Here is a 21778-nt window from a genome sequence, read left to right on the forward strand (position 1 = left end):
CGGCATGTACTTCACCGACCGCGGCATCGAGGAGCTCGTCGACCGGCGCGGCGACGAGCAGGTCAGCGTCGAGTGGCTGGCCGACCGGCTCCGCGCCTTCGTCGACGCGAACCCGCAGTTCGAGACGGCCGTCGAGCGGCTGTCGAGCTTTCTCGCCCGGGACGACGCCGACGACGAGTGACCCCGTGACCACAACGACCACAGGGCACGCAGCGACCACTACGTGGGCTGTGTCCGCAAGCGGGACCGGGGCCGGGGTCCGGACCTAGCGTTGCTCCTCGACACGTCCGTCGAAGAGGAGCACCGATGCTCATCGTTCTCGGGTCCGCGATGATCGCGGTCTTCATGTACCTGATCCTGTCGAAGCGGCTCGCGCCGACACTGGCGCTGGTCCTCGTCCCGCTGACCTTCGCCCTCGTGGTGACCGGCACCGGCCTGTCCGAACCGGGTGAGGACGGCGTCGTCGACTCGATCTCGTCCGCCTTCAAGGACTTCGCGCCGACGGCCGTGCTGCTGTTCTTCGCGATCATCTTCTTCGGCACGATGATCGACGTCGGGCTGTTCGACCCGCTGATCCGCTTCGTGCTGCGCACGGTGAAGAACGACCCGGTGCGCCTGGTCGTGCTGACCGCGGTGCTGGCCGGGGTCGTCTCCCTCGACGGCGACGGCTCGACCACCTTCATCATCACGGTGTCCGCGCTGCTGCCGATCTACCTGCGGCTCGGGCTGAGCCCGGTGGTGCTGACCGTCGTCGCCAACCTCGCGAACGGCGTGCTCAACATCCTGCCCTGGGGCGGCCCGACGATCCGCGCCGCGACGGTGCTGAACGTGTCCCCCTCGGAGCTGTTCAACCCGATGGTCCCGGGCATGGTGGCCGGCATCGCCACGGTGCTGCTGCTGGCCTGGCAGCTCGGTCGTTCCGAGCGCAAGCGGCTGCTCGCCTCGGGCCGCACGCTGTCGGTCGTCGCCGACGAGATGGTGGCGGTGCGCGAGCCCGCCCTGGTCGGCGGGGGCACCGGCACCGACGGCACGCACGGTGCCGACCGCCCGGCGTCGGGCTCCGCCGGTGGCGCCTCCGACTACCTCGGGGGCACCCTCGACCCGAACCGCCCGACCCTGCGGCCGAAGCTGATCTGGTTCAACCTGGGGCTCACGGTCGCGCTGCTGGTGCTGCTGGGCATGGACGTCCTGCCGCTGTCGCTGGTGTTCGTCGCGGCCGCCGCGATCGCCCTGGTCGTGAACTTCCCGAAGCCCGAGGACCAGCTCCGTGCGGTGACCTCGCACGCCAAGTCCATCGTCGGCGTCGTGTCCATGGTGTTCGCCGCCGCGGTCCTGGTCGGGGTGCTGTCGGGCACCGGCATGGTGACGGCGATGGCGAACGGGATCGTCTCGGCCGTGCCGCCGTCGGTCGGCTCCTGGTTCGCGGTGATCACCGGGGTGCTGAGCATGCCGCTGACGTTCTTCATCACCAACGACGCGTTCTACTTCGGCATCCTGCCGATCCTCACCGAGGCCGCAGGCCACTACGGCATCGCCCCGGTGGAGATGGCCCGCGCCTCGATCATCGGCCAGCCGGTGCACATGACCAGCCCGCTGGTCCCGGCGCTGCTGCTGCTCGTCTCGCTGGCGAAGGTCAACCTGGCCGACCACCACCGCAAGGTGATCTGGCGGGCCGCGGTCTGCTCGCTGGTGATGCTGGGGGTCGCGCTGCTGCTGGGCGTCGTCCCGCTGGGCTGACCGCCCGGTGCGGCGCGGGCCCGGTGCGAGGCGCGGGACGGGGTCAGTCGTCGTCGCGGCGCAGGCGGAACAGCCGCCGGTCGCCCGAGGAGCGCAGCTCGCGCAGAGCCTCGTCGGCGGCCTCCTCCAGCGCGGCGTGCTCGTCCGGGTCGGCCCGCAGGTCGGGTCGTGGCCGGGGCCGCCCCGGCTCCTCGGCCGCCCACATCAGCTGCAACGCGGCCTCCCAGCGCAGCTCGAACATGCCGCGGGCCAGGGTGAGCCGGTCCGCGGCCTCGCGCAGCTCCCGCTCGGTGCCACGCAGCTCGCGGCGCAGCTCCTCGGCCCGCCGGGCGTCGTGTTCCCGCAGGTCGACGACGGCGCCGGCCAGCTCGGACACCACCGCCCGGTAACGCTCCACCGCACTCACGCCCCACCTCCGGCGAGAGTCCCCGAGCCGCCGCCACCCGCGAGAGTGCCCGAGCCACCGCGTCCGGCGAGGGTGTCCGAGCTGCCGCCACCGGAGAAGGTGTCCGAGCCGCCGCCCCCGGCGTCGGTCAGGATGACCAGCTGTGGGCGTCCGTGCCGGGAGCGGTCGAGGAACAGCGCGCGCCCCGGCGTCGGCGTCCAGTCGAGCGGCTGCCCGCCCAGCAGCGCCACCAGGTCGGTGCCCTGCACGCCGGTCGCCACCCAGGCACCCAGGTCGTCGATCGCCGCACCCGGCGGGGCCAGCAGCGTCTTCAACCGTTGCGCGCCCTGCCACCAGCCCAGCACGTGCACCCCGACACCCGGGCCGTGACGCAGCAGCGCCCGCAGGTCCTCGGTGCCGGCGCGGTCCAGCATCGACTCCGCGGCATCGGCGCCGAACATCACGACCAGCAGGGGTGCATGCCCTCCGCCGCCCGTCGCCGCCCGGGCGCGGACCGTCGCGGCCAGCTCGGCCACGCGGGCGGCGAACCCGTCGGCGGAGACCTTCTCCACCGTGCCGGGCAGGTCCGGGGCGAGCCCGTCCGCGGCGGCCGCCGCGTCCGGGGCCAGCGGCACGAGCACGACCTGTGCGCTGGCCGGGTCGGGCAGCGACGCAGCCACCGAGCGGACGGCCGAGCACAGCAGCGGGACGGCGACGCGGGCGTCGGGCCCGATCACCCCGAGGTTGCGGCCGGGACCGTCGGACAGCTCGGCGGCCGCGGGGCTGCCGTGCACGTCGACGAACTGCCCGACCAGCGCGCGGGGCACACCGTCGGCGGGCAGCCGGGCGGCCAGCGCGTCGTACCCGGGGGCGCGGGCACCGTCGAAGACGACCGGCTCCTGGGTGTCCGGGAAGTCGGCGAACGCGGTCACCTGGACGTCGCGGACCACCGGGCCGCCCGCCTCGGGCAGCCGGACCACCCGGTTGCCGTGCGCGACGCCCGAGTCGTGATTGACGATCGCGTGCCAGCGCGGGAGCGCCAGCGCCGCCTCGTTGTCCTGGGCAAGGATCCGCCGCGCGCGGGGCAGCGCGATCCGCAGCACGAACTGCTCGAAGATCGCCGAACGGCCCCACAGCGCGTCGATGCCGGAGACGTCCTGGCTGGCCAGAACCAGGTGCACGCCCTGCGAGCGGCCGCGCCGGGCGACGTCCTCCAGCAGCGCGGTCGCCTCGGCGCTGACCGCGTCCCGGCCGGTGAACAGGAACTGGAACTCGTCGATGACCGCGACGATCCGCGGCAGCCGCAGGTCCGGACGCTCGGCCCGCAGCTCGGCCAGCTTGGTCGCGCCGTGCCGGCGGGCGGCCTCGGCGCGGCTGCGCATGACCTCGGAGAGGTGGCGCAGCAGCGCGAGCCCGAACTCCCGGTCGGTGTTGATGTTGACGCCGATCAGGCGGGCCTGCGGGAGCCTGTCGGCGCGGTGCCCGTCGGGGGCCGGGGCGAACGGGGTGAACGACACCCCCTCCTTGAAGTCGAGCAGGTACAGCTCGACCTCGTCGGGGCCGTAGTGCGCGGCGAGGCCGGCGATCCAGGCCAGCAGCAGGTTCGTCTTGCCCGACCCGCTCGGCCCGCCGACGAGTGCGTGCGGGGAGTGGTCGTCGAGGCTCAGTTCGGCGGGGATGCCGTCCTCGTGCCCGACGACGACCTTCAGCCCGTCGTGCGAGCGGCCCTCGCCACGCCGCCGGGGCAGCATGTCCTTGAACGCGCCCAGCCGTCCGCGCCACTGCTCGTGCCCGGCGGCGATCGCCTCGCACACCGCGGTGACGGCGTCGGCAGGCACCGGTGGGTCCGGCTCGACGAGCACGTGCGGCCCGGTCACCGACGTCCGCACCGGGACCGGCTGCCGGTCGTCGGCGGGGTCGACGCCCGGCGGGTCCCCGAAGTCGACGGTCTCCACCGGACGCGGCAGCGCCGCCGGGACGTCGAGCAGCACCAGCTGCACCCCCGCCGCGACCCCGCCGCGCGCGACCCGCTGCAGCTGGCGCAGCTCGGCCTCGGGCAGCTCGCGGCCGTTGCCGACGAGCACCGCCACCAGCCACGCCTCCGGGCGCTCCCCCGTGCGGTCGGCGAGCTCGCGCAGCGAGGTGGCGCCGTCGGCGAGCACCCGGGTCTGCACCCGGCGGATCCGGTCGGCGAGCTGGTCCAGCAGCCGCCCCAGCCGGGTCGGGTCGTGCACGGTCAGCAGCCCGGTGCGGGTCAGCGGGTACAGCCCGGGCAGCGCGCCGGCGAGCTGGCCGACGTCCCAGACGTGCACGTTCACCGCGCCGGGCCGGAAGTACCGCACGGTGCGCAGGACCAGCTGCTCGACCATCGCCTCGGCCCGGTCGCGGGAGCGCGGCGTCGACACCACCTGCAGGTGCGCGCCGTCGAGCAGCGGGACCGCGACCCGGAACGGGGCGCCGCCCTCCACCGAGCCGGTGCCGAGCACCCACATCTCCGGCACCGGACCGGTCGGCTCCACGGCGCCCGCGACCGGCTTCCAGTCGGTCGGGTCGTCACCGGCGGCACCCGGGGTGGCGTCGGCGACGATCTCCGACAGCGTCTGCGGGGAGTCGCCCTGCCAGCGGTCGAACACGTGCGCCCGGTCCTCGGCGACCCGGGCGAGGACGCCGTCGAGCCGTGGGTTGTCGAACAACCGGGAGAGCCCCGGGTCGCGGCGCGCGGCGTCGTAGCCGGTCTCGCGCAGCCACAGCTCCGCCATGACCTCGGCGTGCCGGGTCGCGGCCCGGTCGCGGCGTCCCTCCGCCGCGCCCAGTGCCCGCGACGCCGCCCGGTGGAACCCGTCGAAGGCGAACCGGATCCGCTCGCGGCGGTTCGGACGACGGGCCATCAGGGGCGGGCGGGCGCGGTCAGAGCCGCGAGGCGACGTCGTCGGCGGACTGCATGGCGATGTGCAGGGCCTGCTCGACCTCGTCGATCTTCTCCGACGCGGCGGCGAAGCGGGCGCGGGCGTCGTCGGCGTCGTTCTGGGCGGTGCCGTAGATGTTCTGCGAGAACGCGGCGCCGGCCTCCTCGATGGCCTGGCGGGCGTGCCGCAGTGCGCCGAGGCTCTCGGTGGCCTGCTGGTTGGCCCGCCCGATCCCGGCCCGGATCTCGTCGATGTTCGCCATGCCCACCCTCCGTGCGTGCGCGTGCGACGACCGTGACCCGGCCGACGCCGCGGCCAATCTATCGGCCGGTCCCGGTACCCGTTCATGGTGCGCCGCACCTGTGGCCGCTGCAACGCCGGGTGCGCCGGCTACCCCACCCCGGCCCGCGTTCGGGGGGTCCGGTTCGTCCGTTCGTGACCCTCCCGCGCTGGAACCGCCCGGCGCGCTCGCCTAGCGTGCACGGCACACCACCCACGACGCCGTGATCGGAGACTGTGACGATGGCCTCCCCCGCTCCGCAGACGGACTTCCTGGAACCTCCCACCGGTGCACGGAAGATCCGCTCGATCGGGCCGGGGCTGCTCGCCGCGGCGACCGGCGTCGGTGCGGGCGACCTCGTCGCGACGATGGTGGCGGGAGCGTCGTTCGGGACGGTGCTGCTGTGGGCCGCCGTCGTCGGGACGCTGGTCAAGCTCGCGCTCGGCGAGGCCGTCGGCCGCTGGCACCTCGGCTCCGGTGCCACCATGCTCGACGGCTGGCGGCGGCTGGGCTACTGGGCCACCGGCTTCTTCGGCGTCTACATCGTGGTGTGGGGCTTCGTCTACGGCGCCACCGCGATGTCGGCGGTCGGTCTGCCCCTCAACGCGCTGTTCGGCGGACTGCCGGTCGGCGGGTGGGCGGCGAGCGCGGGCGTCGTCGGGCTGGTGCTGGTGTGGGTGCAGCGCTACCACGCCTTCGAGAAGTTCATGACGGTGCTCGTGCTGATCAAGTTCGCGACGGTCGTGTTCGTCGCGATCCTGGTCGGCCCGGACGTCCCCGCGCTGCTGAACGGCCTGGTGCCGCGGCTGCCGGAGGGGTCCACGGTCTACGTGCTCGGGCTGATCGGCGGCGTCGGCGGCACGATCACCATGGCCGCCTACGGCTACTGGCTGTTCGCGAAGGGCTGGAAGGGCCCGAAGTGGCTGTCGATGATGCGGCTCGACAACGCGACCGGCTACATCATGACCGGCATCTTCGTCGTCTCGATGCTCGTCGTCGGGTCGACGATCCTGCTCGGGGAGAACCTCACCGAGTCCGACAGTGGCCTGCTCACCCTCGCCGACCGGCTCGGGGCCCTCTACGGCGAGCCGGTGCGGATCCTGTTCCTTGTCGGCTTCCTGTCGGTCACCTTCACCTCACTGCTCGGCGTCTGGAACGGCGTGTCGCTGCTGTTCACCGACTGGGTGCGGGCGATCCGGCTCCCGCACGGGAAGAAAGCCGCGATCGGGCCGGACGAGGTCAACGCCGTCGTGCCCGGCGAGGAGGCGACCGCCGAGCGCGGCGACGGCCCCGGGCGGCCGGGGGCCTACGAGGCGGCCCGCGCCGAGCGCTCGCTGCCCTTCCGCGGGTACCTGCTGTGGCTGACGTTCCCGCCGATGGCGCTGCTGCTCATCGGGCGGCCGTTCGCGCTGACGCTGGTCTACGGCGTGCTGGGCTCGTTCTTCATGCCGTTCCTGGCGGTCACGCTGCTCCTGCTGCTGAACACGACGATGGTGGCCCGCGAGGCGCGCTCGCGGTGGCTGTCCAACGCGATCCTGGGGATCTCGTCGCTGCTGTTCGCGGTCCTGCTCGTCACCGACGTCTACGGCCGCCTGACCTGACCGGGGTCAGGTCACCTCGACGCGGTCGCCGACGCGCAGCGTGCCGGTGTGCTCGACGCGGGCGTAGAGACCCGCGCACGGCAGCACCCCGAAGCCCTCGACCTCGACACGGTTGGCCTCGGCCGGGCCGCGCAGGGCGTGCGGGGCGCGGGGCAGGTCGCCGTGCTCCAGCGTCGGCACGGAACAGCGCAGCGTCGGGACCAGTACGACGTCGCCCAGGGTGAGCCGGCGCCCCAACCAGTCGTTCTCCACGAACGGCTCGGTGCCCGGCGGCGTCGCGACGACCACGTTGGGCCGGTAGCGCAGCGCCTCGACCCCGAGCGCGTCCAGCGTCGCGGTGGTGATCAGGTGCACCGGCGAGTGGTCGACGAACCGCCCGCCGGGAGCGCCCTGGGCGATCTCCAGGATCGGCGCGTCGACCTCGGCGTCCAGGCCGTGGACCAGTACGTCCTCCGGGTCCGGGCGCTCGGCGACGGCACCGTCGGCCCGCTGCTGTGCGACGACGACCGGCCGCCCGAGCAGCTCCGCGAGCGGCCCGGCGGCCTGCCCGGCGTCGACGGTGCGGCCGTCGGGCAGGGTGACCCGCACGTCGTCGCCGACACCCGCGGAGGTGCACGTCAGCAGGCGTCGCCAGTACCGGGGCTGTTTGGCCGTCGCGACCCGTCCGGTGTCCGGGTCGGTCAGGGCGAGTGCCCGGTCGCCGACGACGCCGTGCCCGTCGAGCTCCAGGGCGGCGAGATCCTCCCCCAGCATCGACTTCACGGGGTAGCGGTGCAGACTGATGACATTCACCCGTACCCCACTTAAGTGGGGCCAACAGTCTGCCTCTGCCCCAGTCCACTCATGGACGTTCCGTCACCCACGTGTTGACGCTTGAAGACTGATTCGATTCGGCATCCAAGCGCTCAGAATCGACGAACAGCTCAACAGTACTACCGATCCGGCGAAAGCCGAGCCGACGCACCATATTGCGATCTCCAAGGTGGCCTACACCCAGCTCCTCCTGAATGTGCAGCGCCGCCAAGCCCGATGCCTCCTCAATCGAGGAGGGATATGAGTCGTCGCGCACCATATCATTGCAGTACTCGGAGACGTCCGACTCGTGGACAACGAGCTGCACAGGCTGACGATACGCATTACCGTCTCGGCCTTTAACGCTCAGAACTCCCAGCTCACCGCCCGACTCCACCTCGAATCCGTCAGATTCTAGACCCGCAACCACCGCAGCACTGAACCCGTCCGTCATCATGGACAGTTCCTCACGTCAGGGTAAGCCGTTATAATATCTCCAGTGGAGAGGACCACGAACATTCTGATATTCTGCTGACGAACAACCTGATTGGTGCGAATATTCTTCAGGAAGATCACCCTATTCAAGCAGCCCTTCCCGTCTCCCGCGGGACGGGCAACATCAGGATCCCTCGCGATCGACTCCATCGCAAGATCTGCGACATCTCGCCAGTTCATGTACGTCCCGGCAGCAAGCCTCTCGAAATCCAGCCTATGTCTGGCCGCGATGTGCCGGTAGCCCACGTTGGCATTTCCGCATCGAAGATAGTAATTACTGCGGGCGTTCACTGCAAACTGCCGCACCAGCTTGGATTCTGGAGTGCTCGTGCCGCAAGCTCCCCACGGCGCCGCCTCAGCCGCGGGCGCAAGGACCAAGGGGGCACCAACAACCGACATTACCACCACCGCGAATGCGATGAAGAATCTCATCAAACGACTCATTGCCCCCCCAATAGCTTTGGACTGAATACCAAACTACCTTACCACTCGAGGCAAGTCGAAGGAATCAGTTTTCCCCCGAAAGAGTGATCAGTAGTACCGTGTCGTCACTCCCGCAACAAGAAGCTCAATCAGACGAGGCCCTGTCGCTTGAGCCACTCTCGGGCGACAGACTCCACCGACGGTTTATTGGAAGCGCCCGCGGCCGTCCCCATTCCGATCAGCTCCTGCGTTGTCAATTTCGCCGTCACAGCGTTCAGCGCATCAGCTACCTGCGGAGTCACCTTTGCCTTATTGATCAACGGGACCACATTCTGCGCGGCGAAGTTGCTCTTTGGATCGTCAAGTACCACAAAATCGTTCGCCGTGATCGCCGGATCAGTGGTGAACAGGTCGGCGGCCTGGACGTCGCCGTTCTTGAGCGCCGTGACCGTCAAAGTCCCGCCGGCATCGAGCGAGCGGTAGGACTTGAACGAGCAGTTGTAGGTCTTCTGGAGGCCGGGGATGCCGTCGGGCCGGGTCTGGAACTCCGGCGGGCCGCCGAACACGAGCTCACCGCAGCGCGGCGCGATGTCGGCGATGGAGGTCGCGTTCAGCCGCTGTGCGGTCTCCCGGGTGACGACGACGGCGTCCTTGTTCTCGGCCTCGGCCCGGTTCAGGACGGTCAGCGTCGGCGCCGCGGTGTTCAGGGTGGACTGCAGCGCGGTGTAGACCTCGTCCGGCTGGGTCTGCGCAGCGCTCTTGTCCAGGTACTGCAGCAGCGTGCCGCTGTAGTCCGGGATGAGGTCGATGGAGCCGTCCTTGAGCGCGGGCACGTAGGCCTCGCGGGACCCGATCGGCGGCCGGGTCTCGACGGTGACGCCCTTGGCCTGCAGCGCCTGGGCGAACACCGAGGACAGGATCTGGCTCTCGGTGAAGTTCGCGGCGCCGACGACGACGGTGTTCTGGTCACCGCTGCCGGACTGCCCGCCCCCGGCGAGGGGGTCGGAGCCCCCGCCGCAGGCGGTCAGCGCGAACGCGGCGGTCACCGTCGCGGCGACGGCGGTCAGGAGGCGGGTGCGTCTCATGGTGGGTGTCCTCTCGGGACGTGCGGGGTGGTTCAAGCCGCTTCGCGGACGGGTTCGGGGCGGGTGGGCACCGCGCGCAGCCGGCGCGGCGCGGTCCGGCCGGTGGCCTGCAGGCCGGGTGACACGATCAGCTTCTGCAGCCCGCCCAGGATCAGGTCGGCGAGGATCGCGAGCACCGCGACCAGGATCGAGCCGCCGATCATCATGCCGAAGTCGCGCTGGCCGAGGCCGTCGATGATGAACCGGCCGAGCCCGCCGAGGGACACGTAGGCGGCGATCGTCGCGGTGGCGATGACCTGCAGGGTGGCGCTGCGCAGCCCGCCGATGATCAACGGCAGCGCGTTGGGGAGCTCGACCTTCCAGAGCACCTCGGACCCGCGCATGCCCATCCCGGTGGCGGCGTCGACCACCGCCGGGTCGACGTTGCGGATGCCGGCGTAGGTGCCGGCCAGCACCGCCGGCACCGCCAGCACGATGAGGGTGATGATCGGGCCGACCAGGGAGAGCCCGGTGAGCGTCGCCAGCAGCACGAGCAGGCCGAGGGTCGGCAGCGCGCGCAGGCCGTTGGCCAGCCCGACGACGACGAACCCGCCGCGCCCGGTGTGCCCGATCCAGGCGCCCAGCGGCACCGCGATCACGACCGCGACCAGCAGGGTCAGGGCGGTGTAGCCGAGGTGCTCGGCGAGCCGGGCGAGGATGCCGGTCGGCCCCGTCCAGTTCGCGCCGTCGAACAGCCAGCCGAAGTAGGTCATGTCCCCGCCTTCCCGGTCCGGGCCCGCTGCCAGGGGGTGAGCAGCCTGCCGGCGAGCAGCAGGGCCGAGTCGACGACGAGGGCCAGGAGCAGCACGAGCACGATGCCCGCGACGATCTGGGCGTCGTTGCTGCGGTTGAAGCCCTCGGTGAACAGCAGGCCGAGCCCACCGAAGCCGATCACCGCACCGACGGTGACCAGGCTGATCGTGGACACCGCGGCGACCCGCAGCCCGGCCACGATCACCGGCACGGCCAGCGGCAGCTCGACGCCGACGAAGCGGCGCAGCGGCGTGTAGCCCATCGCGTTCGCGGCGTCGACGACGTTGCCGGGCACCGCGGACAGCGCGTCGGACACCGTCCGTACGAGCAGCGCGACGGTGTAGACCGTCAGCGCGACGACCACGTTGACCGGGTCGAGGATCTGGGTGCCGAGCAGCGGCGGCATGAACACGAACAGCGCCAGCGACGGCACCGTGTAGAGCAGCCCGGCGGCGTTGGTCATGACGGTGCGCAGGGTGCCGTTGCGGTTGGCGACCCAGCCCAGCGGGATCGCGAACAGCAGCCCGAGCAGCACCGGGATCAGGGCGTACACGACGTGCTCGGCGAGCGCGTCGAGCACGGAGTCGAGGTTGGCGAACACCCAGGTCACGGCGGCCTCAGGCGGCGTTGTGCGAGTCGCGGGCCGCGGGCAGGGCCTCGAGCACCGAGTCGGCGGTGACCGAGCCGGCGACGCGGCCGTCGGCATCGACGGCGACCCCCTGCCCGGACGGTGAGGACAGCGCCGCGTCGAGCGCGCCGCGCAGCGAGCCGGACTCGACGGCGTAGAGCGACCCGCCCGGGACGATGGCCTCCTCGGTCACCCGTCCCGCACCGGCCTCGACCCAGCCCAGCGGCCGGGCGGACTCGTCGACGACGACCGCCCAGCCGTCGTCGGGGAGGGGATCGCCGACCGAGAGCATCGGCAGCGACCCGAGCGGGATGGTGTCCGAGGACAGGAAGCCCAGGCCCCGGTATCCGCGGTCGCGGCCGACGAAGTTGTCGACGAAGCCGTCGACCGGGCGGGACAGCAGCACGCCCGGCTCGTCGTACTGGGCCAGTCTGCCGCCGACCCGGAACACCGCGACCTTGTCGCCGAGCTTGATGGCCTCGTCGATGTCGTGGGTGACGAACACGATGGTCTTGCCGAGCTCGGACTGCAGGCGCAGCAGCTCCTCCTGCAGGCTCTCCCGGACGATCGGGTCCACCGCGGAGAACGGCTCGTCCATCAGCAGCACGGGCGGGTCGGCGGCGAGCGCACGGGCCACGCCGACCCGCTGCTGCTGGCCGCCGGACAGCTGCGCCGGGTAGCGCCTGGCCATCGCGGTGTCCAGGCCGACGATCTCCATCAGCTCCATCGCCCGGTCCCGCGCGGCCTTCTTGCTGCTCCCGACGAGCATCGGCACGGTCGCGATGTTGTCGACGATGGTGCGGTGCGGAAACAACCCGGCCTGCTGGATGACGTAGCCGATGCCCCGGCGCAGCTCGGCGGGGTCGGCGGACAGCACGTCGCGCCCGTCGACGCGCAGCTCGCCCGAGGTCGGCTCGATCATCCTGTTGATCATGCGGAGGGAGGTCGTCTTGCCGCAGCCGGACGGGCCCACGAAGACCGTGATCCGCCCCTGCTCGGCCACGAGGTCGAGCTCGTCGACCGCGACCGTCCCGTCCGGGAAGCGCTTCGTGACGCCCCGGAACTCGATCATCGGCGGTTCCCCCTGCCGTCGCGCGGGACCCCTGCTCCCCGCTTGGTCGCAGCACACTAACCCGGTCGTGCGCGACGGGCGAGCGGTCGGCCGCAGGTCACGACACCCCGCCGCGCTTGACCTGCAGCCCGGTTCAGCACCGACGCTGCGGACATGACCCCGACCACCGCCCTGGGCCCGCTCGGCATCGCCACCGGACCCGCTCCCGCCGATGCCGCGGCCCTGGAGGACGCCGGAGCCCGCACCCTGTGGCTCGCCGGGGGCGCGATCGACCGGCTCGAGCGGCTGACCGCGCTGCTCGACGGCACCCGGGACGCCGTCGTGGTGCCCGGCATCGTCCCGACCGGGGTGTACCCGGCGTCGACCGTCGCCGCGGTGCACGCCGACGCGGGCCGCCGTCATCCCGGGCGCTACCTCACCGGGTTGGGGGCGCCCCAGCAGCCGGGGGCACTGGACGCACTGCACCGTCACCTCGACGAGCTCGACGCACTCGGGCTGCCCGCGTCGCAGCGGCTGCTGGCCGCGCTCGGACCACGCAAGCTCGACCTCGCCCGTACCCGCTGCGCCGGGGCGGTGACGCTGCTGGTCACCCCGGAGCACACCGCCCGGGCGCGGGCGGCGCTCGGTACGGGCCGGCTGCTCGCGGTGATGCTGCCGACCGTGCTCGGGACCGACCGGACGGGGCTGCGCGAGCTGGCCGGGTTCCTCCTCGACGTGCCCGGCTACCGCGCCGCCGCCCGCGGGATGGGGTTCACCGACGCCGAGATCGACACCCGCGCCGACCGGCTGCTCGACGCCGTCGCCGCCCGCGGCGACCGCGACGACATCGTCGCGCGGATGGCCGAGCACCGGGCCGCGGGCGCCGACCACGTCGTGCTCAGCCCGGTCGGGGACCCCGGATCCGGTGCCGCGCTGCTGCGCGCGCTCCGATAGGCGCCCGGGCCGGCCCGTCCTGCCGTGCGGCCGGTGCGCCGCGGCGCAACAGTGGGGCCATGCCGAAGGAGCCCACGCGTCTGCCGCGTCCCGAGCTGGACCTCGACCCGGACCACCCGCACGTCGCGGACTGGTTCCACTACGCCGACCTGCTCACCGACGCCGAGCGCGCCGACCTGCGCCGGGTGCGGGAATTCCTGCGGGCCGAGGTCGCCCCGGTCGTGCTGGACGCGTGGGACCGTGCCGAGTTCCCGATGCAGCTGGTGAAGGGCTTCGCCGGGCTGGACCTGGCGGGGGCCGGTTATGCCGACCCTCCTGCGTCGCGGCTGTTCCTCGGGTTCCTACATGCGGAGATCTCGCGGGTCGACCCATCGGTCAACAGCTTCTACGGGGTCCACACCGGCCTCGCGATGGGCTCGATCCACGCCGGTGGCACCCCCGAGCAGCGCCGGCGCTGGCTGCCCGCGATGGCCCGGATGGACTCCATCGGCGCGTTCGGGCTGACCGAGCCGCACGGCGGGTCCGACGTGGCCGGTGGCATGGAGACCACCGCCACCCGGGACGGGTCCGGGCCCGACGCGGAGTGGGTCCTCGACGGCGAGAAGCGCTGGATCGGCAACGCCACCTTCGCCGACCTGATCATCGTGTGGGCCCGGGACACCGACCCGGACGCCGACGGCGCGGTGCGCGGCTTCGTCGTGCCGTCGCCGTCCGAGGGCATGACGATCACGAAGATCGAGGGCAAGCAGTCGCTGCGGATCGTGCAGAACGCCGACATCCTGCTCGACCAGGTCCGGGTGCCGGAGTCGCACCGGCTCTCCGGCGGCTCGGGCACGTTCCGCGACGCCGGGCTGGTCCTGCAGCGCACCCGGGCCAACGCCGCCTGGGGTGCGGTCGGGGTGCAGATGGCCGCCTACGAGCTGGCGCTGTCCTACGCCGCGCAGCGCGAGCAGTTCGGCCGACCGATCGGCGGGTTCCAGCTGATGCAGGACCTGCTGGTGCGGATGCTCGGCAACGTGAGCGCCTCACTGGGCATGGCGGTGCGCAACGCCCAGCTGCTCGACCAGGGCCGGGGCTCGGACGCGCACTCGTCGCTGGTGAAGGAGTTCTGCGCGACCCGGATGCGCGAGACCGTGGCGATGGGCCGCCAGCTCGTCGGCGGCAACGGGGTGGTGCTGGAGAACCGGATCGCGAAGTACTTCGCCGACGCCGAGGCGATGTTCTCCTTCGAGGGCACCCGGGAGATGAACACGCTGATCGTCGGGAAGGCGATCACCGGGCAGAGCGCGTTCGTGCGGTGACAACGGCGGTCGCGCCCGCGGTGGGCGGGCGCGACCGGCTCACCAGAGGTCCGGGGTCCCCTCGGGCGGGGTGGCTACTCGTCGCCGGGGTCGGCAGGCCGCCGCCGCGCAGCACGCGGTGCAGGTCGGCGGGGCGCAGCGAGCGGGCGAACAGCCAGCCCTGGAACGCGTCCACACCGAGCCCGCGCAGCACGTGGAACTGCTCGGCGGTCTCGACGCCCTCGGCGACGGTCTTGCGGCCCATCGCGCGGGCGACCTCGACGACGGCGCGGGCGAGCGCGAAGTCGGCCGGGTCGGTGCCGACCCCGGTGACGAAGGCCCGGTCGACCTTGACCGTCTGCGCCGGGAGCTCCTTGAGCCGGGCCAGCGACGAGTAGCCGGTGCCGAAGTCGTCGACGGCGAAGCGGACACCGCGGTGCACGAGCTCGCTCATCGCGTCCAGCGCGGGGCGCGGCAGCGCGACCAGGCTGGTCTCGACGAGCTCGAGCACCAGCTGGTTCCACGGCAGCCCGGCACCCTCCACGATCGCGGTGACGTCGGCCAGGAACGACGGGTCGGCGGGCAGCAGCCCGGCCAGGTTCACCGCGACGGCGACGGCCTGACCGGTCCGGGGCCAGGTCGCGGCCTCGGTGACCGCGGAGCGCAGCACCCACAGGTCCAGCTCGCGCTGCAGGCCGCCGCGCTGGGCGACCGGCAGGAACTCACCGGGCGAGACCTCGCCGTGCACCGGGTGCGACCAGCGCAGCAGCGACTCGGCGGACAGCACGGTGCCGTCCGGCGCGACGACCGGCTGGTACTCCAGGCGCAGCGCGTCGCCCTCGATCGCGGCGCGCAGCTCGGCCTCCAGCTCCAGCTGGCGGCGCGCCGGCGCGACGGCGCCGCGGTCGGCGACGGCGACCGTGCCGCGTCCGCGCTGCTTGGCCTCGCGCACCGCGACCTCGGCCGAGCGCAGCAGGTCGTCGCCGCGGGGGCCGCGGGCGTCGGCGTGCGGGCCGGTCAGCGCGGCATCCCGCCCGGCGACGCCGACCGAGGCGGTCAGCGTGATCGGCCTCCCGGCCACGGTGACCTCCCCACGCAGCAGCTCGGCGACGACGGCGGCGAGCGCCTGCGGTCCGCCGACCTCGTCGACGTCGGCGCAGACCACCGCGAACTCGTCGGCCGACAGCCGCCCGGCCGTGCAGTGGTACGGCAGCTCGCGCTGCAGCCGCCCCGCCAGCTCGATGAGCAGCAGGTCACCGGCGTCGTGGCCGAGGCCGGTGTTGACGCGGGAGAAGTCGTCGACGTCACCGCAGACGACGGCGACCCGGTCGGCGTCCGGACCGGCCAGCAGCCGGTCGGCGAGCTCCAGCAGCCCGGCCCGGTTGGGCAGCCGGGTCAGCGGGTCGACGGTGTCGGCCTCGCGCAGCACGTCGGCGGCGCGGCGGCGCTCCCCCACGTCGGTGACGACGAGCAGCCAGAACGGGCGGCCGTCGTCGGAGGGGGCGGCGTTGACCACGACCTCGCAGTCGACCCTGGTGCCGTCGGCCCGCAGCAGCGGCAGCGACTCGATCCGGTAGGTCGGCTCGGGGTGCGACGGGTCGCGCAGCCAGTCCGGCAGCCCCCCGCGCCGGTCGGACCCGGGCTCGGCGGACAGGCTGCGTGCCGGGACCCCGCGCAGGGTCTCCAGATCGGCGTCGAGCAGCTGGCACAGCGCCGGGTTGGCGTCGACGATCCGGCCACGCCCGTCGAGCATCGCGACGCCGGTGGTGATCGCGGCGACGAGGTCGGCGAACCGCTGCCCGGAACGCTGCGCGCGGGACTCGGCGCGGCGCCGGTCGGAGACGTCCTGCACGGTCCCGATCAGGCGCAGCGGTGCGCCGCCGGGCGTGCGGTCGATCCGGGTGCGGCACGACAGCACCGCGCCGCCCTCGGGGCGGATCTCGGAACTGTGCGCGGTGGTGGGCTCCGGCGCGGCCTCCGGGCCGCGGCGCAGCATCCGGCAGACCCGCTCGACCTGCTCGCCCTCGATGGGGCCGTCCGGGCCGTCGGGGCGCACGCCCAGCGCGCGGTAGAGCTCGACGAGCCCCTCGCTGCGGGTCAGCGTCCCGGCCTGCAGGTCGAAGGTCCAGGTGCCGGAGCGGGTGGCGCGCTCGAGGTCGAGCGCGGGTGCCTCGTCCGACGGCGCGGGCGCGGCGTCGGGGAACGGGGTGAGCAGCACGACGGTGCGGTCGCCGGGCTGGTTCCAGCGGACGACCTTGACCCGGGCCAGCCGGCGGTCGGCGCGGACCAGGCGGGCGTCGGAGTCCGGGCCGACGAGCAGCTGCGGGAGCCGCATGCCTGTCGGGTCGGCGGAGCCGGCGAGGCGACGGAGCGCGGCGTTGGTGTGGACGACGACGCCCCCGGCGTCGCAGACCAGCGCGGGCGAGGGCGGGAGCTGCACCGCGGAGTGGTCGGCGCCGTCGGTGCCCGTGGACCCGGCGGTCCCCGGACCGGGACCCGCGGCGGTGTCCGACGGGGCCGCACCGGGCGGGCGCGGTGCACCGGGGAGCCGCCGGGCCATGCCGAACGGCGGCTCCCCGAAGCCCGCGCCGGAGATCTCGGCGTCCGGCGCGGCCGCGGCGTTCAGGGCCTCCGCCGGGGCGAGGAGCTGCTCGTCGTCGGGACCGGGCCGGGTGCGACCCGCCGGGGTGCCGCCGGGACCGGCGAAGGCCCGGGCGAGGTCACCGGCCAGGCCGGGGTCACGATCCCGGTCCCGGCGGACACCCGGTGCCTGCTCCGCGCGTCCACCGGCCGGTTCTCCGACCGATGCACCCGGACGGTGTCCCGCCCGCGACTCCTGCTCCGACACGCCCGCCTCCGTTCCGTTCGGCAGCTCCGTCGGGAACAACGAGCCACCGTGCCGGGCGATCCGGGCGGGTAGACCGATCGAGCCACCCGATACAGCGAGTGATGAGGCCGTTCGGCCCAATGCCGCTGCTCCGCCCGTCACTCACGGGTGGTGACAGGTAGTCGTCGGAGGGTGAAGGGTGTGGCGCGCTCGGCGAGCGGTGGCAACCGATCCGACCGTGCGTGGTCGACCGCTCACAGCGCACCGTGCCGTTCGGCGCAGACCCCGATTGCACACGTTTCGTAACCGGGGTTATGGACGCCCGACGGCCGGCGGTCAGACGGGCGTCGCCGCGGCGCGGGCCACCGCCGCGGCGACGGCCGGGGCCACCCGCGGGTCGAACGGGCCCGGCACGATCTTCTGCGGGGACAGCTCGTCGGCCACGACGTCGGCGATGGCCCGCGCGGCCGCGATCTTCATGTCGTCGGTGATGCGGCGGGCGTGCGCGTCGAGGGCACCGCGGAAGATCCCCGGGAAGGCCAGCACGTTGTTGATCTGGTTCGGGAAGTCGCTGCGGCCGGTCGCGACGATCGCGGCGTGCCGGGCCGCGACCTCCGGGTGCACCTCGGGATCGGGGTTGGACAGCGCGAAGACCATGCCCTCCGGGGCCATCGTGGCCAGCAGCTCCTCGGGCAGCGTGGCGCTGGAGAGCCCGACGAACACGTCCGCACCGGCCAGTGCCTCGGCGACCCCGCCGGTGACCCCGCGCGGGTTGGTGACGGCGGCCAGGGCGGCCTTCTCCCCGCCACGTCCGGCGTCGACGACCCCGCGCGAGTCCAGCAGGACGACGTCCGAGGCGCCCGCGGTCAGCAGGATGCGGGCGCAGGCGATGCCGGCAGCACCGGCCCCCGAGATCACGATGCGCAGGTCCGACAGCGAGCGGTCCTGCACCCGGCAGGCGCCGTCGACGGCGGCGAGCAGCACCACGGCGGTGCCGTGCTGGTCGTCGTGCATGACCGGGCAGTCCAGCGCCTCGACCAGGCGCCGCTCCAGCTCGAAGCAGCGCGGCGCGGCGACGTCCTCGAGGTTGACCGCACCGAAGGTCGGTCGCAGCCGCACCAGGGTCTCCACGATCTCGTCGACGTCGGTGGTGTCGAGGACCAGCGGGATCGAGTCGAGCCCGGCGAAGGACTTGAACAGCGCCGACTTGCCCTCCATCACCGGCAGCGACGCGCGCGGCCCGATGTCACCGAGGCCGAGCACCGCGGTGCCGTCGCTGACGACGGCGACCAGCCGGTGCGCCCAGGTGTAGCGGGCGGCCAGCGAGGCGTCGTCGGCGATGGCGCGGCAGACGTCGGCGACGCCGGGGGTGTAGGCGATGGACAGGTCGCGCTCGTCGGCCAGCGGCGCGGTCAGGCCGGTGGCGAGCTTGCCGCCCTCGTGCGCGCCGAACACCTCGTGCCGGTCGGGGGCGGAGCGCGTGGTCGGGTCCTGGGCGAGCGTCATGGGAGAACTCCACGGGTGGTGCGGTACGAGAGCGGCGCACGGACGCGCCTGCCGTCGCACCGGGCGTCGCGGGTTGACGTCGACCTGCTCGCGGTGCCGGACGGCCATCCCGCCCGCCACGCCGGGATAGGGGCGCCGCGCCGGGACGAGCTGTCGGATCTGGCGGCGAGTCTAACCGGGCGCGCGCCGGGAACCGGCCACCCGGCACGTCCGGAGTGGCCACCCGCACACCGACGGGCGTCCGGCGCCGGTCCCCGGCGGTGCACCGGGTCGGCGCAGCAGGTCAGCGCAGCGGGGCCGGGGTGAGGTCGGGCAGCGGCAGCGCGGGCAGCGACGGGCCGGTGGGCAGCTCGGTCAGCGGCAGCACGCCCGGGGTGAACGGGACCCGCCCGGGGACGACCTCCAGCGCGCCGACGACGCCGTAGCGCTCGGCGTAGGCCAGCGCGCGGGCGATGTCGGTGACCCCGTTGGTGTTGGTCGGCAGCATCAGGCTCGACAGCAGCCCGAACGCACGGCCGCGCGCGTCGAGGTAGCCCGAGCCCGAGTCGCCCGGGACCCCCGGCGGCGTGGTGGAGACGACGTGGGTGCGCGGCCCCTCCGGCTGCCCGAGGCTCAGCCCCTGCTTGTACGGCGTCGCCACGAGCTGGTTGGGCTGGTAGCTGTAGACCTTCTCCCCCTGTTCGGTGCCGTCGGTGTCGAGCCCGGTCGGGCCGCCGAAGCCGGGGACCGTGGGGTCGGCGACGGCGACGGCCGCCGGGTCGAGGCGGATCAGCGACAGGTCGTTGTAGAGGCACAGCTGCGGGTCGCTCTCCCCGCGGTCCTGCATGACCGCCCAGGAGTTGTAGGCGACCCGTCCGGTGTAGTTCCTGCCGTCGCGGCCGCGGATGCCGACCTCGATGCCCTCCGGCATGACCGGCTCGCTGCAGCCGTCCACCGAGGACATCGCGTCCTCGCCCGCCATGCAGTGCGCGGCCGCGCCCAGGTAGAGCGCCCCGGCGGGCGCTGCCTGGTGCTCGGCGCCGTCGGCCCCGTCCCGGTGTCCGTCCTGCGCGGCGGCCGGGGTGTAGAGGAAGTTGGCGGTGCACAGCTCGGCCCCGCCGGTGACCGGGGTGGCGATCTGCACGCCGGGGCCGATCGCGCCCGCCTGCACCGCCGGGGCGGACGGCGCGGCCACCGCGGTGCCCGCGGCGGCGGGCGCGGTCAGCGCGACGGCGACCGCGAGGCCGGCCGCGGCGGCGATCCCGGCGATGCGCCGCCGCGCGGGGCGGTGGGAGAACTGCGACGACATGACGCTCCTCGGCTCGTGGTCCGCCACGGATCTCAGCCGAACCGGCCACCCTGCGGGTACGGCGCGCCCGGCGGACTCCCCGGTCGGGGAGCGATCCGACCCGACCGGGTGACGTGATCACCGCGAGCGTCCCGCAGCGTCCGCGACTAGCGTCGCCGCACGTGAGCACCGACGCCGATCCCGAGGGACGGATCCTCCTGCTGCGCCACGGCGAGACCGAGTGGTCGCGCACCGGGAAGCACACCGGCCGCACCGACGTCCCGCTGACCGACCAGGGCCGGGTCGCCGCCCGCCGGGTGCGCACCGCGCTGGCCCTGGTCCGCCACGACGCCCCGCCCGCCCGGGTCCTCTGTTCCCCGCGCTCGCGCGCGCGGGACACCGCCGAGCTGGCCGGGCTGCGGGTGGACGCGGTCGACGACCGGCTCGTCGAGTGGGACTACGGCGACAACGAGGGCCGGACCACGCCGCAGATCCGCGAGTCCCTGCCGGGCTGGACGATCTGGGACGGGCCGTGGCCCGGCGGTGAGACCCCCGACGACGTCGCGGCCCGCGCCGACGCCGTGCTCGCCGACGCACGCGCCCTGCTCGGCGACGGCGACGTCGTGCTCGTGGGGCACGGCCACTTCTCGCGGGTGCTGACGGCGCGCTGGATCGGGTTGCCCGCGAGTGGCGGGGTGCACTTCCGCATGGACCCGGCCGGGGTCAGCGTGCTGGGGTTCGAGCGCGGGGTCCCCCGCCTCGACCACGTCAACCAGCGCCCCACCCCCGCGGAGGACCAGTGAGCGTCCGGACGGCCACCCCCGACGACGTGCCGGTGATGGTCCGGCTCGTGCACGAGCTGGCCGACTACGAGAAGGCCGCGGACGAGTGCGGGCTGACCGAGGAGCAGCTGCACGCCGCGCTGTTCGGCCCCGACCCGTCGGCCGGGGCCCTGGTCGCCACCGGCGCCGACGGCGCGGTCGTCGGCACGGCCATCTGGTTCCGGACCTTCTCCACCTGGGAGGGCGTCGCCGGGATCCACCTGGAGGACCTCTACGTGACCCCCGCCGCCCGCGGCGGCGGGCACGGCGCGGCCCTGCTCGCCGAGCTGGCCGCCGAGGTGGCCCGGCGCGGCTGGAAGCGCCTGGAGTGGAACGTGCTGGACTGGAACACCCCGGCCATCGGCTTCTACCGCTCCGTCGGCGCGGTGCCGAACGAGGGATGGACCACCTACCGGCTCACCGGCGACCCACTCGTCGCGCTGGCCGGGCGGGCCGGGCGCTAGTCCTCGGGGTACTCGTCGCCCATCGACCAGCGGCGGGACTGCTCGCTGATCAGCATCAGGAACGTGAACAGCACGAACAGGCCGCAGACGATGCCCCACACCAGCTGCCGGCTGGGGCCCAGCGCGTAGTAGATGACCGGGAACAACAGGAGTTGCACGACGATCGCCGGCGTGCGGCAGCCGTGCACCCCGCGGACCAGCCCGTAGCCGACACCGGCCACGGCGGCCGCCATGAGCACGAAGATCCCGGCCTCGGCGAGCCCGTAGTAGAGGCGTGCGCCACCGGCCTCCAGGGCGCGCACGCCGAGCACGACCGCGAGGACGGCGCCGACGAGCCCCTGCGCCGCGACGAGCACCCCCGCCACCCGCACGTTCTCCGGCGGTCGCTCCCGCGTCGCGGGGCGGGCGTCACGGTCATCGGCCACCTCGCGAGGATAGGCCGCCCGGCGTGACGGCCACCGCCGGGCGGCCGACGGACCGCCCG

The 21778-nt window shown here is 73.5% G+C and carries 21 protein-coding genes; 7 read left to right on the forward strand and 14 right to left on the reverse strand.

All coding sequences use genetic code 11. From position 1 onward, the window contains the following. Positions 1–4 precede the first annotated feature (4 nt). Together KPL59_RS05275 and KPL59_RS05280 are read left to right on the forward strand one after the other, a co-directional pair. A complete protein-coding gene (locus KPL59_RS05275; RefSeq protein WP_020623156.1) occupies positions 5–181 on the forward strand; it encodes a DUF6104 family protein in 177 nt (58 codons plus the stop codon). Between the two features lie 125 nt (positions 182–306). Further along, the gene (locus KPL59_RS05280; protein WP_226360098.1) at positions 307–1737 is read left to right on the forward strand and encodes a CitMHS family transporter; all 1431 of its coding nucleotides are present in this window, start codon (positions 307–309) and stop codon (positions 1735–1737) included. A gap of 43 nt (positions 1738–1780) precedes the next feature. On the opposite strand, the gene KPL59_RS05285 is transcribed toward KPL59_RS05280, so the two are convergent. Genes KPL59_RS05285 through KPL59_RS05295 form a run of 3 tightly spaced genes read right to left on the reverse strand, consistent with a single transcriptional unit; the run spans position 1781 to position 5290 of the window. Further along, on the reverse strand, positions 1781–2143 hold the full coding sequence (locus KPL59_RS05285; protein ID WP_139318938.1) for a hypothetical protein: 363 nt from the start codon (positions 2141–2143) through the stop codon (positions 1781–1783). Next, a complete protein-coding gene (locus KPL59_RS05290; RefSeq protein ID WP_226360099.1) occupies positions 2140–5010 on the reverse strand; it encodes an FtsK/SpoIIIE domain-containing protein in 2871 nt (956 codons plus the stop codon). The genes KPL59_RS05285 and KPL59_RS05290 overlap by 4 nt, the downstream gene beginning before the upstream one ends. Positions 5011–5029: 19 nt before the next feature. Then, the gene (locus KPL59_RS05295; protein WP_020623160.1) at positions 5030–5290 is read right to left on the reverse strand and encodes a hypothetical protein; all 261 of its coding nucleotides are present in this window, start codon (positions 5288–5290) and stop codon (positions 5030–5032) included. A 260-nt stretch (positions 5291–5550) separates the two neighbouring features. Here KPL59_RS05295 and KPL59_RS05300 point away from each other — a divergent pair, with 260 nt between their 5' ends. Further along, positions 5551–6909, forward strand: coding sequence for an Nramp family divalent metal transporter (locus KPL59_RS05300; RefSeq protein WP_226360100.1), 1359 nt, complete (start codon positions 5551–5553; stop codon positions 6907–6909). 6 nt (positions 6910–6915) lie between these two features. Here KPL59_RS05300 and KPL59_RS05305 read toward each other — a convergent pair whose 3' ends face one another. The 7 genes from KPL59_RS05305 to KPL59_RS05335 all read right to left on the reverse strand — a co-directional run bounded on the left by KPL59_RS05305 (position 6916) and on the right by KPL59_RS05335 (position 12196). Next, on the reverse strand, positions 6916–7701 hold the full coding sequence (locus KPL59_RS05305) for an MOSC N-terminal beta barrel domain-containing protein (RefSeq protein ID WP_226360101.1): 786 nt from the start codon (positions 7699–7701) through the stop codon (positions 6916–6918). A 49-nt stretch (positions 7702–7750) separates the two neighbouring features. Continuing rightward, the gene (locus KPL59_RS05310) at positions 7751–8158 is read right to left on the reverse strand and encodes a hypothetical protein (protein WP_226360102.1); all 408 of its coding nucleotides are present in this window, start codon (positions 8156–8158) and stop codon (positions 7751–7753) included. Next, a complete protein-coding gene (locus KPL59_RS05315) occupies positions 8155–8628 on the reverse strand; it encodes a hypothetical protein (protein WP_226360103.1) in 474 nt (157 codons plus the stop codon). The genes KPL59_RS05310 and KPL59_RS05315 overlap by 4 nt, the downstream gene beginning before the upstream one ends. A 140-nt stretch (positions 8629–8768) precedes the next feature. Then, positions 8769–9704, reverse strand: a complete 936-nt coding sequence (locus KPL59_RS05320; RefSeq protein ID WP_226360104.1) for an ABC transporter substrate-binding protein — start codon at positions 9702–9704, stop codon at positions 8769–8771. 32 nt (positions 9705–9736) lie between these two features. Continuing rightward, complete coding sequence (locus KPL59_RS05325; RefSeq protein WP_149665968.1) at positions 9737–10456, reverse strand: ABC transporter permease; 720 nt, start codon at positions 10454–10456, stop codon at positions 9737–9739. Then, complete coding sequence (locus KPL59_RS05330; protein ID WP_020623165.1) at positions 10453–11106, reverse strand: ABC transporter permease; 654 nt, start codon at positions 11104–11106, stop codon at positions 10453–10455. The genes KPL59_RS05325 and KPL59_RS05330 overlap by 4 nt, the downstream gene beginning before the upstream one ends. 7 nt (positions 11107–11113) lie before the next feature. Beyond that, positions 11114–12196, reverse strand: coding sequence for an ABC transporter ATP-binding protein (locus KPL59_RS05335; protein WP_020623166.1), 1083 nt, complete (start codon positions 12194–12196; stop codon positions 11114–11116). 153 nt (positions 12197–12349) lie between these two features. On the opposite strand from KPL59_RS05335, the gene KPL59_RS05340 reads away from it, so the two are divergent. Both KPL59_RS05340 and KPL59_RS05345 read left to right on the forward strand, forming a co-directional pair. After that, on the forward strand, positions 12350–13129 hold the full coding sequence (locus tag KPL59_RS05340) for an LLM class F420-dependent oxidoreductase (protein WP_226360105.1): 780 nt from the start codon (positions 12350–12352) through the stop codon (positions 13127–13129). Positions 13130–13188: 59 nt separating this feature from the next. Further along, positions 13189–14430 (forward strand): acyl-CoA dehydrogenase family protein, encoded by a 1242-nt coding sequence (locus KPL59_RS05345; protein ID WP_226360106.1) that lies wholly within the window; start codon positions 13189–13191, stop codon positions 14428–14430. Here the strand turns inward: KPL59_RS05345 and KPL59_RS05350 are convergent. The 3 genes from KPL59_RS05350 to KPL59_RS05360 form a co-directional block, all read right to left on the reverse strand. After that, positions 14402–17257 (reverse strand): bifunctional diguanylate cyclase/phosphodiesterase, encoded by a 2856-nt coding sequence (locus KPL59_RS05350; protein WP_226360107.1) that lies wholly within the window; start codon positions 17255–17257, stop codon positions 14402–14404. The two genes, KPL59_RS05345 and KPL59_RS05350, sit on opposite strands and share 29 nt — an antisense overlap. Positions 17258–17572: 315 nt before the next feature. Further along, complete coding sequence (locus KPL59_RS05355) at positions 17573–18742, reverse strand: NADP-dependent malic enzyme (protein WP_226360108.1); 1170 nt, start codon at positions 18740–18742, stop codon at positions 17573–17575. Positions 18743–19025: 283 nt separating this feature from the next. Continuing rightward, positions 19026–20030 (reverse strand): serine protease, encoded by a 1005-nt coding sequence (locus KPL59_RS05360; protein ID WP_226360109.1) that lies wholly within the window; start codon positions 20028–20030, stop codon positions 19026–19028. 161 nt (positions 20031–20191) lie between these two features. Between KPL59_RS05360 and KPL59_RS05365 the strand changes: the two genes are divergently transcribed. Further along, complete coding sequence (locus tag KPL59_RS05365; protein ID WP_226353281.1) at positions 20192–20812, forward strand: histidine phosphatase family protein; 621 nt, start codon at positions 20192–20194, stop codon at positions 20810–20812. Beyond that, positions 20809–21294 (forward strand): N-acetyltransferase family protein, encoded by a 486-nt coding sequence (locus KPL59_RS05370; protein WP_374111594.1) that lies wholly within the window; start codon positions 20809–20811, stop codon positions 21292–21294. The genes KPL59_RS05365 and KPL59_RS05370 overlap by 4 nt, the downstream gene beginning before the upstream one ends. On the opposite strand, the gene KPL59_RS05375 is transcribed toward KPL59_RS05370, so the two are convergent. Beyond that, complete coding sequence (locus tag KPL59_RS05375) at positions 21291–21719, reverse strand: hypothetical protein (RefSeq protein ID WP_060710703.1); 429 nt, start codon at positions 21717–21719, stop codon at positions 21291–21293. The genes KPL59_RS05370 and KPL59_RS05375 overlap by 4 nt on opposite strands. Positions 21720–21778: the final 59 nt, after the last annotated feature.

It is taken from the genome of Pseudonocardia sp. ICBG1142, from assembly GCF_020496255.1.
Taxonomy (GTDB): domain Bacteria; phylum Actinomycetota; class Actinomycetes; order Mycobacteriales; family Pseudonocardiaceae; genus Pseudonocardia.